Origin of the sequence: Proteus hauseri, assembly GCF_040139125.1 — a bacterium.
Classification (GTDB): domain Bacteria; phylum Pseudomonadota; class Gammaproteobacteria; order Enterobacterales; family Enterobacteriaceae; genus Proteus; species Proteus hauseri_B.
On record NZ_JBEEUB010000005.1, the window covers coordinates 78,596 to 94,230 of the forward strand.

General features: G+C 37.5%; 14 protein-coding genes and 1 other annotated feature. Of the genes, 2 read left to right on the forward strand and 12 right to left on the reverse strand.

Annotation, left to right across the window (positions count from 1 at the left end):
• Window positions 1-712: 712 nt before the first annotated feature.
• From ABN099_RS10120 to ABN099_RS10130, 3 genes are all read right to left on the reverse strand, one after another.
• Window positions 713-2,065 (reverse strand): dicarboxylate/amino acid:cation symporter, encoded by a 1,353-nt coding sequence (locus ABN099_RS10120; RefSeq protein WP_349463609.1) that lies wholly within the window; start codon window positions 2,063-2,065, stop codon window positions 713-715.
• Window positions 2,066-2,571: 506 nt separating this feature from the next.
• Window positions 2,572-3,945, reverse strand: coding sequence for a dicarboxylate/amino acid:cation symporter (locus ABN099_RS10125; RefSeq protein WP_349463611.1), 1,374 nt, complete (start codon window positions 3,943-3,945; stop codon window positions 2,572-2,574).
• A 427-nt stretch (window positions 3,946-4,372) separates the two neighbouring features.
• The gene (locus tag ABN099_RS10130; protein WP_349463612.1) at window positions 4,373-4,870 is read right to left on the reverse strand and encodes a YbaK/prolyl-tRNA synthetase associated domain-containing protein; all 498 of its coding nucleotides are present in this window, start codon (window positions 4,868-4,870) and stop codon (window positions 4,373-4,375) included.
• A 313-nt stretch (window positions 4,871-5,183) separates the two neighbouring features.
• Here ABN099_RS10130 and yiaY point away from each other — a divergent pair, with 313 nt between their 5' ends.
• Window positions 5,184-6,335, forward strand: a complete 1,152-nt coding sequence (gene yiaY, locus ABN099_RS10135; protein WP_349463808.1) for an L-threonine dehydrogenase — start codon at window positions 5,184-5,186, stop codon at window positions 6,333-6,335.
• 142 nt (window positions 6,336-6,477) lie between these two features.
• Here the strand turns inward: yiaY and hisIE are convergent, their stop codons facing one another.
• From hisIE to hisG, 8 genes are read right to left on the reverse strand one after another with little or no spacing between them, the layout of a single operon-like run.
• Window positions 6,478-7,098: a bifunctional phosphoribosyl-AMP cyclohydrolase/phosphoribosyl-ATP diphosphatase HisIE gene (hisIE, locus tag ABN099_RS10140; protein WP_349463614.1), complete on the reverse strand. Its 621-nt coding sequence runs from the start codon at window positions 7,096-7,098 to the stop codon at window positions 6,478-6,480.
• Window positions 7,095-7,868, reverse strand: coding sequence for an imidazole glycerol phosphate synthase subunit HisF (gene hisF / locus ABN099_RS10145; protein WP_349463616.1), 774 nt, complete (start codon window positions 7,866-7,868; stop codon window positions 7,095-7,097). The genes hisIE and hisF overlap by 4 nt, the downstream gene beginning before the upstream one ends.
• Window positions 7,850-8,587 carry a 1-(5-phosphoribosyl)-5-[(5-phosphoribosylamino)methylideneamino]imidazole-4-carboxamide isomerase gene (hisA, locus tag ABN099_RS10150; RefSeq protein ID WP_349463617.1) on the reverse strand — a complete coding sequence of 246 codons (738 nt, stop codon included), beginning with the start codon at window positions 8,585-8,587 and terminating at the stop codon, window positions 7,850-7,852. Before hisA ends, hisF begins: the two co-directional genes overlap by 19 nt.
• Before the next feature lie 6 nt (window positions 8,588-8,593).
• A complete protein-coding gene (gene hisH / locus ABN099_RS10155) occupies window positions 8,594-9,184 on the reverse strand; it encodes an imidazole glycerol phosphate synthase subunit HisH (protein ID WP_349463618.1) in 591 nt (196 codons plus the stop codon).
• The gene (gene hisB / locus ABN099_RS10160) at window positions 9,184-10,251 is read right to left on the reverse strand and encodes a bifunctional histidinol-phosphatase/imidazoleglycerol-phosphate dehydratase HisB (RefSeq protein WP_349463619.1); all 1,068 of its coding nucleotides are present in this window, start codon (window positions 10,249-10,251) and stop codon (window positions 9,184-9,186) included. The genes hisH and hisB overlap by 1 nt, the downstream gene beginning before the upstream one ends.
• Before the next feature lie 47 nt (window positions 10,252-10,298).
• Window positions 10,299-11,381: a histidinol-phosphate transaminase gene (gene hisC / locus ABN099_RS10165; protein WP_349463620.1), complete on the reverse strand. Its 1,083-nt coding sequence runs from the start codon at window positions 11,379-11,381 to the stop codon at window positions 10,299-10,301.
• A 3-nt stretch (window positions 11,382-11,384) separates the two neighbouring features.
• A complete protein-coding gene (gene hisD / locus ABN099_RS10170) occupies window positions 11,385-12,698 on the reverse strand; it encodes a histidinol dehydrogenase (protein WP_349463622.1) in 1,314 nt (437 codons plus the stop codon).
• A 9-nt stretch (window positions 12,699-12,707) separates the two neighbouring features.
• Window positions 12,708-13,607 (reverse strand): ATP phosphoribosyltransferase, encoded by a 900-nt coding sequence (hisG, locus tag ABN099_RS10175; protein WP_349463624.1) that lies wholly within the window; start codon window positions 13,605-13,607, stop codon window positions 12,708-12,710.
• A gap of 45 nt (window positions 13,608-13,652) precedes the next feature.
• Window positions 13,653-13,782 (reverse strand) — a sequence feature (His leader region).
• Between the two features lie 325 nt (window positions 13,783-14,107).
• Here hisG and ABN099_RS10180 point away from each other — a divergent pair.
• Complete coding sequence (locus tag ABN099_RS10180; RefSeq protein WP_349463625.1) at window positions 14,108-14,929, forward strand: SDR family oxidoreductase; 822 nt, start codon at window positions 14,108-14,110, stop codon at window positions 14,927-14,929.
• A 1-nt stretch (window position 14,930) separates the two neighbouring features.
• On the opposite strand, the gene ABN099_RS10185 is transcribed toward ABN099_RS10180, so the two are convergent.
• Window positions 14,931-15,551 carry a glutathione S-transferase family protein gene (locus ABN099_RS10185; RefSeq protein ID WP_349463627.1) on the reverse strand — a complete coding sequence of 207 codons (621 nt, stop codon included), beginning with the start codon at window positions 15,549-15,551 and terminating at the stop codon, window positions 14,931-14,933.
• Between the last annotated feature and the right edge of the window lie 84 nt (window positions 15,552-15,635).

Here is a 15,635-nt window from a genome sequence, read left to right on the forward strand (position 1 = left end):
AGACACCTTTAGCTAACTATTTTTAATTTGTAATCAAAAGTAGTAATTAGATTTTGTTATTCCAAATACTGAGGAATGACTATCGATTACTTGCAGTTAAATATAACTAGGTGACAGTGTATAAGTTCTTATTAATTAAATTAAATTGGTTCTCTTGATGGAATGTTATTCAGCAATAGCTTATTTCTATAAAGTTGTAATTTAAAAAAATATCAATAAATACAATTTATTATGACTATCATCTGTAAGTTAAAAATAAATTTATTATATAATTGAATTAATTCTCTGATTTATACGTATATATAAATATAAAAAGCTAAATATTATCTTTATAAGATTATATGTACAATTTTGAATTGTGTATTTTACTCTTAATAAGGGTTATTTTTTCTATAAATCGTAGCTTAATATATAAAACATCACTTAAATAAGACGATTCTTAAGTGATTATCTGATCCTGGCTTATTCATTTTCGATGGATCCACTTCAGCCCATAAAATTTTGCAGACTTCACCTATTCGCATACATGAAAGTATTGAGGACATGAAAATATTTCTAATTTATTTCTTTGTACATAAATAAAACAACAAATAAATTTTTTAGCCGCTCTGTTTTATTTTTAAATGCAATAATTCATGTCATTTTAGTCAAAAAAAAGGAGTGCTTAAATAAGCACTCCTTTTTGTATTGTTTAGTGAAAGAGATATAAAAACTATTGCTCAGATATTTTCACATAATCTATCTTTTCATGAGTCGTTTCTGCGACTAAATCAGTATTTAAAATAGTCTCTATTGATGCATTACCACTAAATACCTCGTTCATTCTCTCTTTATCAAGTGCATTTTCCCAACGGGCGACAACGATACAGGCACAGGCATTACCCACAAGATTGGTTAAAGCACGACATTCTGACATAAAGCGATCGATACCTAAGATTAAAGCCATGCCTGCAACGGGCACGCTTGGTACCACCGATAAGGTTGCGGCTAAGGTAATAAAGCCCGCACCAGTTACGCCCGCAGCACCTTTTGAGCTAATCATCGCCACTAATAGCAGGGTGATTTGTTCTGTTAGCGAGAGGTCAATACCGGTTGCTTGAGCAATAAAGAGTGCCGCCATCGTCATATAGATATTGGTGCCATCAAGATTAAACGAGTAACCCGTTGGGATAACTAAGCCAACAACAGATTTTTTACAGCCTACATTTTCCATTTTGCGCATTAAGCTAGGTAATGCCGCTTCTGAAGAGGAAGTGCCTAATACTAACCACAGTTCGTCTTTAATATATTTAATTAAAGAGAGGATAGAGAAACCGTTATATTTGGCAACGGCACCCAATACAACCAGCACAAATAGTAGTGAGGTAATGTAGAAAGTGATAACCAGTAGCAATAAGTTACTGATTGAGGAAATGCCGTATTTACCGATAGTAAATGCCATTGCACCAAATGCACCGATAGGGGCTAATTTCATTAGCATACCGACCATTTTGAAAACAGGCTCAGAGAAGTTTTGTAAGAACTTCAGTACGGGTTCACCACGAGTGCCAATAGAGGCTAAAGAAATACCAAAAACGATAGAAACAAACAGCACTTGTAGAATATTGCCATTAACCAGTGGGCTAACAATGGTGTCAGGAATAATATTCATTAAAAAGCTAACCAGCGAGCTGTTATGTGCTTGGGTAACATACATCTCAACTTTACTGCTATCTAATGATTCAGGTGAAATATTTAAGCCATCACCAGGGCGAATAACATTGGCAGTAATAAGACCAATAACAAGTGCAATGCTAGAGAAGGTTAGAAAGTAAATCATCGATTTACCTGCAACTTTTCCCACCGCTTTCATATTATTCATGCCAGCGATCCCAGTAACCACCGTTAAGAAGATCACTGGAGCGATAATCATTTTTACAATTTTGATAAATCCATCACCTAATGGTTTAAAGGATTCACCTACATCAGGATAGAAGTGACCAAGTAAAATACCCAGTATAATTGCAACGATAACTTGCACATAAAGCACTTTATAAAGGGGGAGCTTTTGAGGGGGTGTCTGCATAAAAATTCCCTGTATCTAAAAGATATATTAATAAATTGAATAATTATTGTGTTGTAAATAAAAATTTACACATTTTTGTTTTGCTGGGTAACTTAAAGCTATGAGTAAATCAGGTCAATAAAATAAGATTCATTTTATTAAATATTGTGGTCTGTATCTAAAAAATTAGATTTAATTTCAAAAAAGAGTATTTATTGAAATTAAAGATAAGAAAAATTTAATTTAATGATATCTAATTTTGTTTCTATTTATTTAATTTCTTTAGAAAAATGTATGTATTTGGTTTGTTTATATGTGAAATAGAAATTAGAGATGTAAATAAAAATAGACAAAAGTAGTTGAATAAAACGATTTAATTATCAGGAAGAGTAGGTGGTTTTTATACATTGATTCGCTATTTCTATTGAAACCGCTATTTCTATCGAAACGTAGATAAAAATAAAGTGATAAAAAAGCACTCCAATTAGAGTGCTTTTATTGTTTAATTGCTTGTATAAATTAGTAGGCTATTTTACTGGAATTTTTATTGAGCTATTAGACTCGTTTATTTCCACTGGTACTAAGTTTGCATCAGCCATTAAAACATCTTCTTGTAAGGTCATCTCACCTAAAGCTCTACCACTAAACACGTCGTTCATTCTCTCTTTATCAAGCGCATTTTCCCAACGGGCGACAACAATACAGGCACAGGCATTACCCACAAGATTGGTTAAAGCACGACATTCTGACATAAAGCGGTCAATACCTAAGATTAAAGCCATGCCTGCAACGGGCACGCTTGGTACCACCGATAAGGTTGCGGCTAAGGTAATAAAGCCCGCACCAGTTACGCCCGCAGCACCTTTTGAGCTAATCATCGCCACTAATAGCAGGGTGATTTGTTCTGTTAGCGATAGGTCAATACCGGTTGCTTGAGCAATAAAGAGTGCCGCCATCGTCATATAGATATTGGTGCCATCAAGATTAAACGAGTAACCCGTTGGAATAACTAAGCCAACAACAGATTTTTTACAGCCTACATTTTCCATTTTGCGCATTAAGCTAGGTAATGCTGCTTCTGAAGAGGAAGTGCCTAATACTAACCACAGTTCGTCTTTAATATATTTAATTAAAGAGAGAATAGAGAAACCGTTATATTTGGCAACGGCACCCAATACAACCAGCACAAATAGTAGTGAGGTAATGTAGAAAGTGATAACCAGTAGCAATAAGTTACTGATTGAGGAGATGCCATATTTACCGATAGTAAATGCCATTGCACCAAATGCACCGATAGGGGCTAATTTCATTAGCATACCGACCATTTTGAAAACAGGCTCAGAGAAGTTCTGTAAGAACTTCAGTACGGGTTCACCACGAGCGCCAATAGAGGCTAAGGCAATACCGAAAACGACAGAAACAAATAGCACTTGCAGAATATTGCCATTTACCAGCGGGCTAATAACAGTATCAGGGATGATATTCATTAAGAAGCCGACAACAGAAGAGTCATGTGCTTTCGCAACATAGCTTTCTACTTTGCTTGCATCTAATGAAGCCGGAGAAATATTTAACCCATCACCAGGGCGAATAACGTTTGCAACAATAAGACCAATAATTAGGGCAATTGTTGAGAATGTTAGGAAGTACGCCATGGATTTACCCGCAACGGTACCGACAGCTTTCATATTATTCATGCCAGCGATCCCAGTAACCACCGTTAAGAAGATCACTGGGGCGATAATCATTTTTACAATTTTGATAAATCCATCACCTAATGGTTTGAAGGATTCACCTACATCAGGGTAAAAGTGACCAAGTAAGATACCAAGCAGAATTGCGACGATAACTTGCACATAAAGCACTTTATAAAGTGGTTGTTTTTTTGTGGATGTTTGCATGAAGATTTCCCAGCGCCTGAGCGGCACATTTATATTTATTTATAAGTTAGATATTTTTGTTGTAAACGAAAGTTTACATTTTTGTATTTATATTGATGCTAACTTAAATGTATGAATAAATCGGGTCAATAAGAGGAAATCGATTTCTTTAATTATTGTGTGCTGAATCGAAAAAAAATATTAGAAATATGTAGATTGTGCGATTTTTAGGGTTATTGATAAGGTAATGCAAAACTATTAGCGTTTATTCTGGTTTTTGATTTTTTATTGGTGTTAAATATCGGAGGTTGTTAATGTTAGACTATCTAATGGTACTGTTTTAACTTGTGAAAGTAGAAATATAATGCACTAAGTATGTTAATAATTACCCCATATTTTAACATATGAGGTAACGGTTTTAGCTATGGCAGATTTTGCTAAAGTATATTTATTGGTTTTCTTCTTCGCGAATAAAGTTAATTAATTCGGGTTTAGCAATACGCTTATAATCTTGAGTATTTAAAATAATCGAGCGTTCTAATGTGCCAGCGTTAAAAGCAAGCTCATCAAAGCGTTCAAAAAGCAGTGGATCCGCCACTAATTTTAATGAGGGGTGAAAACTAAAAGGGGGAATAGCACCAAAAACACATTGGGTTAGGGTATCAACTTCTTTCGGACTTGCTAAAGACGCTCTTGTACCACCAATTTGTATTGCAAGCTTAGCTAAATCAGCTTGTTTATCAGCGGGTAAAATTGCTAGCACATGTTGTTTAATACCATTTCCTTTAACATGACACACTAATCCTTTTGCTCCTTGCCCTAATTGTGTACCTCTTATTTTTGCTACTTCTTCAGAACGTCCCGCAGTGCTATGTTCTACAACACGATAAGTGGCATGGTTATCGTCCAATAATGAGGTTAATTGTTCAAAAATAGTCAAAGACATTAGTCATCCCTAAAATTTAATTAATTCTAAATATCATCATTATACGTTATTAAAAAAAATTTTCTGCTTTGACGTAAATAGATGGTTTTGATTTTTTTGATAAGCTTTTCAAATTATTTTGTGCCAAATAATAATATGTTAATAGTTTTATCCTATTGAATTAATAGAGCGTTTTCGATTAGTATTGTCAATAAATGCCACGATTTAATAAAATTAATTACTATTAATTGGTTATATTGACAATGATCAATTTAAGAATAAAAACAATAGAACATATTAAAACATAGATTTAATTACTATAAGGAAGTCAATGATGGCTGTTTCAACATTCTATATCCCCTCTGTAAATAAACTGGGTTCTGGTTGTCTTGCAGAAGCTGTGAGTTCAATGAAAGATTTTGGCTTTCATAAAGCATTAATCGTAACTGATAGCATTTTAAATCAATTGGGCGTTGTTGATAAAGTAAGCAAGTTGCTTACTGAATCAGGTATTTCAAGTGTGACTTATGATGGCACAGCACCAAATCCAACCGTTGAAAACGTTGAAGCAGGCTTAGCTTTGCTAACTGCTAATCAATGTGATTGTGTTATCTCTTTAGGTGGTGGTTCACCACACGATTGTGCGAAAGGGATTGCTTTAGTTGCAGCGAATGGCGGAAAAATTGCGGATTACGAAGGTGTAGACCGTTCAGCTAAACCTCAATTACCGTTAATTTCTATTAATACCACAGCAGGTACCGCTTCAGAAATGACACGTTTTTGTATCATTACCGATACTGCGCGTCATATCAAAATGGCTATCGTTGATAAAAACGTAACGCCAATTTTATCAGTAAATGATTCAGAGCTTATGATTGGTATGCCTAAAGGCTTAACCGCAGCAACAGGTATGGATGCGTTAACCCATGCTGTTGAAGCTTATGTCTCAATTGCTGCAAACCCAATTACTGATGCCTGTGCATTAAAAGCCGTAACGATGATCAGCGAGTCTTTACGTAAAGTTGTTGATAATGGCGGTGATGAGCAAGCGCGTGAAAATATGGCTTATGCTCAGTTCTTAGCAGGCATGGCATTTAATAACGCTTCTTTAGGTTATGTTCATGCAATGGCTCACCAATTAGGTGGTTTCTATAACTTACCTCATGGTGTGTGTAACGCTGTTTTACTGCCACATGTTCAAGCTTATAACATCCAAGCAGCTGCGGGTCGTTTAAAAGATATCGCACAAGCAATGGGTGTTGATGTTTCTGCAATGAGTGATGAGCAGGGTGCTCAAGCCTGTATCGAAGAAATTCGTAAAATGGCAAAAGATGTTGGTATCCCAGCTGGCCTGACAGAGTTAGGTGTTAAGGAAGAAGATTTCCAAACATTAGCTCAAAATGCACTGAAAGATGCTTGTGCTATCACTAACCCTGTTCAGGGTACTGAAAGTGATGTTATCGAGTTATTCCGTCAAGCAATGTAATATGTAGAAAATAGATGATAACTCAGAGTTGTCATCTTATTCTTGACTAAGTAACAGAAAGCGCCTCAAGTTTGAACTGACTCCAGTTCAGTTTATTGAGGCGGTTTTTATTTATTTCTATATATGGATTGTTTGTAATTAATTACTCAACTTTTTTATGGCGTTCTTGTAGGCAACCGATAACATCGGAAAGCGATAATGATTGGTCTTGCAGTAATACCAGTAAGTGATAAAGCAGATCAGAAGCTTCATTTTTTAGCTCTTCTCTATCATTTACCGTCGCGGCTAGCGCGGTTTCTACGCCTTCTTCACCTACTTTTTGTGCAATACGTTTTGTACCACTGGCATAAAGGCGAGCGGTATAAGAGCTGTCTGGTGAGGCATTTTTACGTTCACGTAAGATATTTTCTAATTCGTAGAGAAAACCCCACTGGCTTTGTGCAGGAGCAAAACAGCTTTCAGTGCCATTATGACAAGTTGGACCTACTGGATTTGCTAATATTAGCAGTGTATCGTTATCGCAATCAGGATAAATATTAACTAGCTTAAGAAAGTTGCCAGAGCTTTCACCTTTAGTCCATAAGCGCTGCTTAGTTCTAGAGTAAAATGTGATATTTTCACTTTCAATAGTGACATTTAAAGCTTCTTTATTCATATAACCAAGCATTAATACATCACCAGATATAGCATTTTGAATAACAACTGGCATCAGATTATCCACTTTTTTCCAATCTAAACTTTCTATTTTTTCTTTGCTAATCATAATCTTACCTTAATGCCGTTTTCTGTGAGATACTGTTTTAACTCGTTAATATTGATGATTTTTTTATGAAAAACAGAAGCAGCAAGTGCACCGTCAACATTAGCTAGCTTAAATGCATCTAAAAAGTGTGACATTTCACCTGCGCCACCAGAGGCAATTAATGGTACTTCAGCGGCTTGACGTACCAAGGCGAGTTGTTTTAAATCATAGCCTTGGCGAACGCCATCTTGATTCATCATATTAAGAACGATTTCACCAGCCCCTAACTTTTGAATTTCACGAACCCAGTCGAGGGTTTTCCATTGTGTTTGTTGTGTTCTTTTTTCATCACCAGTAAATTGATAAACCAGATATTCACCTGTTTTTTCATCAAACCATGTATCAATACCAACAACAACACATTGTACGCCATAGCGATCTGCTAAACGTGAAATAAGGTTAGGATCAGAAAGTGCAGGGGAGTTTATGGATATTTTATCTGCACCAAAAGAGAGAATTTTTCCGGCATCTTCTACTGAGCGTATTCCACCAGCAACACAAAAGGGAATATCAATCACTTCTGCAACACGAGATACCCAGCTCTTATCAACTACACGTCCATCAGAAGAGGCGGTGATATCATAGAAAACTAATTCATCAGCACCCTCTTTTGCATAACGTTCAGCAAGAGGGACTATGTCGCCAATGATTTCGTGATTGCGAAATTGAACACCTTTTACAACTTGGCCGTCACGAACATCAAGACAAGGAATTATGCGTTTTGCCAACATGTGATAGCCTCTTTTAATGTAAATTTGCCTTCTAATAATGCTCTACCAACAATAACACCCACAACACCTGATGCTGGAAGATCAGCGATATCTTGCAAACCACCGATACCACCAGATGCTTGAAATAAAATATCAGGGAAACGCTGATTAATTTCTTTATATAGCTCAACGTTAGAACCTGCTAATGTGCCATCTCGTGAAATATCGGTACACAGAACATGTTTTAAACCAACGGTTTGGTAGAGTTCAATTATCTCTTCTAAGGTATAGGGCGAGTTTTCTTGCCATCCACTCACCGCAACCCATTTTTTACCTTGGTTATCAATGCGTACATCTAAAGCGAGAACAATAGCGTCAGCACCATAACGCTCAAACCAAGACTTCACCATTTCAGGTTGGCTAATTGCCGTTGAACCAATAACAACACGGCTAGCTCCTGCATCTAATAGTGATTTCACATCATCTTCTGTGCGTATACCACCGCCAACTTGTACGGGAATATTTACCCCTGCAACCAGTTTTTTAAGTAATGGTATTTGGCGTGCTGAAGGGTCTTTTGCACCTGTTAAATCAACTAAATGAAGAAGCGTTGCGCCTTCTTTTTCATATTGTTGATAACGAGTAAGAGGGTCATCGTTATAATCACGCTGTTTAGCGTAATCACCTTGGTGAAGACGAACGACTTTACCATCAATCAAATCTAATGCTGGAATAATCATAACGCGTTACATCTCCAAAAAGTTCTTGATAAGTTGAGCACCTGATTCACCTGAACGCTCAGGATGAAATTGTACGCCATAAAAATTATCTTTTTGAATGGCACTACTAAAGCGAGAACCATATTCTGTTTCAGCGATAGTGGATTCATTAAGTGCTAAACCATAACTATGAACAAAATAGAACCAAGCATCATCATTAAGATTGCGAAATAATGGGTGTGCAGGTTTTGCTAAAACTTGATTCCACCCCATATGAGGAAGCGGTAAACCTGCGGTATCCAGTTTATCAATGGAGCCATCAATTAAACCTAATAAAGGAATATCTTTTCCTTCTTCACTTAATGACGCCAGAATTTGCATACCTAAACAGATACCCAAAACTGGTTGAGTTAAGGCTTTAATTAAAGGAATAAGCTCACGAGCTTTAAGCTGCTCCATTGCCGCACGGGCAGTGCCAACTCCGGGTAAAAAAAGTTTATCGGCACTTAATACCGTATTCTTTTCATAAGAAACTATCGGATCATAACCCAGCCGTTTTACGGCGTAAGCCACAGAGGCTAAATTAGCGCAGCCTGTATCTAATATGACGACTTTCATTACAGAACACCCTTTGAGCTTGGTAAAGTATTGCCTTCAACACGAATTGCTTGGCGTAAAGTACGACCAAAAACTTTAAACAGACTTTCTGCTTTGTGGTGATCGTTTCTACCTTTCGATTTTAAGTGTAATGTGCAGCCCATTGTGTAAGAAAGAGAACGGAAAAAGTGTTCAATCATCTCGGTACTTAAGTCGCCAACACGCTGATATTTAAATTCGGCTTTGTACTCTAAGTGAGGGCGACCTGAAATATCTAAAGCACAACTTGCAAGGCATTCATCCATGGGGAGTGTAAAACCAAAACGTGCTATGCCGCGTTTATCGCCAAGGGCTTCGCGTAGCGCTTCGCCCAAAGCTAGACCAGTATCTTCAACGGTGTGGTGATCATCAATCACTAAATCACCTTTTACATCGATGTTCATTCGAAAACCACCGTGAGTGGCGATTTGATCAAGCATATGATCAAAAAAGCCAACACCAGTACTAATTTGGCTATCGCCTTCTCTATCGAGCCAGATATCTATCGCAATTTTTGTCTCTTTTGTTTTTCGTTCAACATGCGAGTAGCGATCTTTTTTTGTTAATTGTTCGGCAATCATTGCCCAATTTAAATCACTTGGGTTATAGCGTAATCCCTGAATATCCATATTTTCAGCAAGTTGAATATCAGTTTGTCTATCACCAATTACATAGCTATTTGCTTTATCTAACACACCATCAACGAGATATTGCGTGACTAACCCTGTTTCTGGCTTACGACAAGGGCAGTTATCTTCAGGTTTATGAGGGCAAATAAGGATATCTTCAAATTCAATACCTTGGGATGAAAAAACTTGCATCATCAAATTGTGTGGTGGATCAAAATCAGTTTGAGGAAAGCTTTCAGTACCCAAACCATCTTGATTGGTGATCATTATCAGTTTATAACCTGCTTTTTGTAATGCCGTAAGAGCAGGTATAACCCCTTGTTCAAAAGCAAGTTTATCGAGTCTATCAACTTGATAATCTGTCGGTGGCTCTGAAATAAGCGTACCATCACGATCAATAAAAAGAATTTTCTGGCTCATGGTTGCGATTCCTTATTTGCGATTTTTTTCATTATTATTTTTAGTGGTTATGCATTTGCGTTCTGAATGTTTTTTATGGCATTAATAACGCTATCACACTCTTCAGTTGTTCCGATAGAGATACGTAAACAACCATTTAATCCGTATTGGCGTTGTTGATCGCGTAATATGATCCCTTGTTCCCATAAAGTACGGAAAACCAAATTAGCATCAGTGAATTTCACTAAAATATAGTTAGTTTCACTGCTATAAACCTGTTTAACATTAGGCAATTTTTTTAATGCTTCAGATAACGCATTTCTGTTACGAGATATTTTGGCTACACGTTGCTGCATTATCTCAATGCCTTTTTCAGTTAATGCTTGTGCTGCAATATCCGCAACGGGTGTTGAAAGTGGATAAGGTGCGATTACTTTAAGTAATAATTCAATAATAGGGGGATTGGCAAGCGTAAATCCACAACGTAATCCAGCTAAAGCAAAAGCTTTCGATAAGGTTCGCAATATCACTAAATTAGGATAGTTTTTTAACCATGAAACAATAGACGCTTGTGGGCAAAACTCAATATAGGCTTCATCCACTGCAACAATGGCTTTATCTGCTGCCATTTCTAGCACTTCACGGATCAATACTGGATCAACAATATTACCGGTTGGATTATTTGGGCTGCAAAGATAGATAAGCTTTACATTATCTAGCTGTGATGCCATTGCTTTAATATCAGGGCTCCAATCCGAAAGGGTAGGAACAACACGTTGCTCTATACCAAATGTTTCGGCACTGACACTGTACATGCCATAAGTTGGCGGGCAGTAGAGCACAGCATCTATACCGGGTTCACAAAACGCACGAATAAGTAATTCGATCGCTTCATCAGCACCACGGCTTACTAACACTTGGTTTGGGTTAACCCCTGCATACTTAGCGTAACGGTTAATCACATTAACAGGCTGGCATTCAGGGTAGCGATTTAGGTTTTTTTCATTGAATGAAAATTCGGGTGCAATTGGATATTCATTTGCATTTAACCAAACTGTCCCATTTCCGCCTAAACGGCGAGCCGATTGATAAGGTGTTAATTCACGGACATTTTTTCTTGCTAATTCAGTGATATCGAATGGACTCTTCATGGCTTATTTTTTCCCCTGAGCTAATGCGTTAACGCGCAGTGTGACAGCATTTTTGTGAGCAGTGAGTTGTTCAGCTTCAGCCAGTGTTTCTATTGTTTGTGCTAAATCTGATAATCCTTGTGCCGTTAATTTTTGCACTGTCATTCGCTTCATAAAATCAGCTAATCCTAAGCTGGAATAGGTTGAGGTGTAACCATAAGTAGGTAGTACGTGATTGGTTCCTGATGCGTAATCTCCAGCAGACTCAGGAGACCAAGCGCCTAAAAAGACAGAGCCTGCACTGGTAATGCTATCAACCCAGTTTTCTGCATCGTCAGTTTGAATAATTAAATGCTCAGGACCATAATTATTACTAATTTCAATACACTGTTCGATATCTCGCGCAATAACAACCCGACTTTCCGCTAGGGCTTGCTTAGCAATTTCTGCACGACTTAAAAGCGCGAGTTGAGTTTCTGTTTCTTTAATTACTGCATTTGCTAAGGTTTCATCAGGTGTTAATAAAACTACTTGAGAATCAGGACCATGTTCTGCTTGTGATAATAAATCGGCTGCAATAAATGCAGGATTTGCATTAGCATCGGCAATAACTAACACTTCAGAAGGACCTGCTGGCATATCAATAGCTGCGCCTTGTAGTGATTGGCTTGCTTGGCGTTTAGCTTCAGTGACATAAGCATTTCCGGGTCCAAAAATTTTATCAACTTTAGGGATAGACTCTGTACCAAATGCCATAGCTGCAATTGCTTGAGCGCCTCCAACTTGAAAAATTTCATCAATACCAATCTCTTTGGCGATATATAAAATTTCATCTGCAATAGGTGGGGGTGAACAAAGAATTACTTTACGGCAACCTGCAATTCGAGCTGGAATGCCTAGCATCATTACTGTTGATAATAAAGGTGCTGAGCCACCCGGAATATAAAGTCCTACCGCATTAATGGGTCTGCTTACTTGTTGGCAAAAAACACCTGCTTGAGTTTCTACTTCAATATTTGCAGGGATCTGAGCTTCATGAAAGCGGCGGATATTTCCCATCGCTTGAGCAATAGCTTGTTTCACTTTGTCATCAAGTCTTGCTGATGCGGCATCGACTTGTGATTTTGTAACCAATACACTTTCTGGCGCTGCCTTATCGAATTTTTGGCTGAGTGCTTTAAGCGCGTTATCCCCTTCATTACGCACCTGTGAAATAATGCCAGCAACTTGTTCTGTAATAGCGCCCGACGCTGATATAGCAGGTCGGGTTAATAGCACTTGTTGTTGCTCTTTAGTGCATTCATTCCAATAAGTTAATGTATTAAATGCCGTTTTCATTATTTCACCTTACTCCATCATTTTTTCTATTGGTAAAACAAGTATTGAGCTAGCACCTAACTCTTTTAGTTTTTCCATTGTTTCCCAAAATAATGTTTCGCTGCTGACCATGTGCATAGCAACACGGTTTTGGTCGCCAGCGAGAGGTAAAATAGTTGGACGTTCAGCTCCAGGTAGCAGTGCGATAATATCTTCAAGGCAATCACTTGGTGCGTGAAGCATGATATATTTTGATTCGCGAGCTTGAATAACGCCTTGGATACGGGTTAATAAGCGGTCGATTAAAGCTTGTTTATCTGCATCCATTGCACCATCACGCTGAATAAGGCAGGCTTTTGAGCGATAGATAACTTCAACTTCTTTTAGTCCATTTGCCTCTAGTGTTGCACCGGTAGAAACTAAGTCGCAGATGGAGTCTGCAAGTCCTGCACGAGGTGCGACTTCAACAGAACCATTTAATAAGCACGATTTAAATTTAATCCCTTTTTGGTCTAAATAACGCTTTAAAAGGTTTGGATAAGAGGTTGCAATACGCGTGTTATTGAGACATTCAACCCCCTGATAATTGAAATCAACAGGTGCAGCAAGTGATAAACGACAAGCACCAAAATCAAGGCGGCGTAAGGTGATATAATTTGGTGTCTCACCTTGAGCTTGGCGTTTTAATAACTCTTCTTCTAAAACGTTTTCACCAATAATCCCTAAATCAACAACACCATCCATAACTAAACCGGGGATATCGTCATCTCTTACACGTAAAATATCGATAGGCATATTTTCAGCATAAGCAATTAGGCGTTGTTGATTTAAATTGATTTTGATACCACAACGGGCTAGTAAGGCACGAGAATCATCGCTTAAACGACCTGATTTCTGCATTGCAATTCTTAATCTTGTTTTATCTAACATATTGTCACCCTATCTTTGAATTCTATTTTTGTTATGAAAATTAGTTATAAAAAAACCCCGGAAGCTGCCTTCCGGGGTTTTATTTGTTATCTGCATTCAGACCACCGGAAGCGTTACTTGAACGTCTTCCAGCACTCATCGCCTGAAAGACTAGTCAGGGTGATGGTGATGATGGTGGTTTAATTGAATGCTATACATGATTATTTTCCTAGCTAATAAGAATGCTCGTTATAGTTAACCAGCGTTCAGAATTTGTCTGCCTTTCAAGCTACATGATTTATAAAGCCAAAAGCAACCTATTTTTTAATAATAATTTAAATATTTTATAACTATTTGTTTTTAATATTATTTTAATATTTCTCTTATTTACTTAAATACACAAGTAAGAGAGTATATTGTCAGTTTAGAAAAACAATAAAGCATAAGCAGTATTTATTGGTAGTGGTGAAGCTAGATATATGTTGCATAATTCATATAGGCAATTTGCGTAGGGGAGAAACATGAGACGGATAACCATAGTTGGACTTGGTTGGTTAGGATTACCACTGGCAAGCGCATTACGTGACGCGGGATATCAAGTCAAAGGTACCAAAACAACAGAAGATGGTGTTGAAGCAGCAAGAATGAGTGGTATTGATTGCTGTTTAATGAATTTAACACCAGCGATTGAATGTGATAGAGATGATTTTGACTATTTGATGGAGACAGATGTCCTTATTATTACATTACCACCCAGCGCTGCTGGTGGCGGATATGATTATGTAGAAAGTATTCAAGCTTTGGTTGATAGTGCAATGTCACGTCATATCACAAGGGTTATTTATATTAGTTCTACTTCAGTATATGGCAACCAAAGTGGCGTGTTAACTGAAGAGATGGATATTAAACCTGAAACACAATCGGCAAAAATGATGGCGGAAGTTGAAAATTGGCTACATCGTTTACCCTTAACAACGGTTGATGTTCTACGATTAGCTGGGTTAGTTGGACCTGGTCGTCATGCAGGACGGTTTTTATCAGGTAAAAAACAGGTAAAGGGTGCCCAACAGTGCGTTAATTTAGTGCATTTGGATGATGTTATTTTTGCTGTTGAACAGCTGCTGGCACAAAATGAAGGCGGGCATTTATATAATTTATGTGCACCGGTTCATCCAAGTAAAAAAGAGTATTATTCCAGATTATCGACACAATTAGCGTTAGCTCCACCTGAGTTTTCCGAAGAAGAGAAACCGTTAAAACGAGAGATTGATGGGCAAGAGATCTGTCGAGATCTAGGTTTTCATTATCACTATCCTGATCCCGACAAAATGCCAATGAGCTAAATTAGCTTACAGGCAGCAAGACTACATCACGAAATATTGCGCGCTCGCTCAATTGTGCAAACCAGCGTTCAAGATGAGAAAGGCTTGGTCTATCTTTACACACTTCAAGCCATGGATAGACCAGAGGTGCAATCGCAATATCGGCAAGTGAGAAGTTATTACCAGCAAAATAAGGCGTTTTCGCCAGTTGATCATCTGCTATTTTCATCAGTTTATTGAGTTTTGCTTTTAACATCTGAACTTGCTGAGGATCTTGCTTCTCTTTTGGTGTACGCACTATCATAATCATCATTTGTTGAATTGGAGAAAAGAGCGTTCCATTTGACCAATCCATCCATTTTTCTATTGTTGCGCGCTGTTTAGGATCAACAGGATAGAGTGTGTTATCTTCTTGTTTTGAGCAAAGATAGCGAATAATGGTATTAGACTCCCATAAATAGAAGTCATCATCTTGTAATGTGGGGATGGATGCGTTGGGATTCATTGCTAAATAATGTGCATCAGTCAGTCCACCAAAAGGGCCACCAACATCAATTTGTTCATAAGGGACGTTAAGTTCTTTTAGGCACCAAAGGACTTTTTTAACATTTGATGAATTCTTTCTACCCCAGACTTTTAACATAAATGTCTCCTAAACCACGATTAATAACAAAATTTCACTCTATAGGGTGCTAAATATAAATATAAGATAAATCTCTATATATCA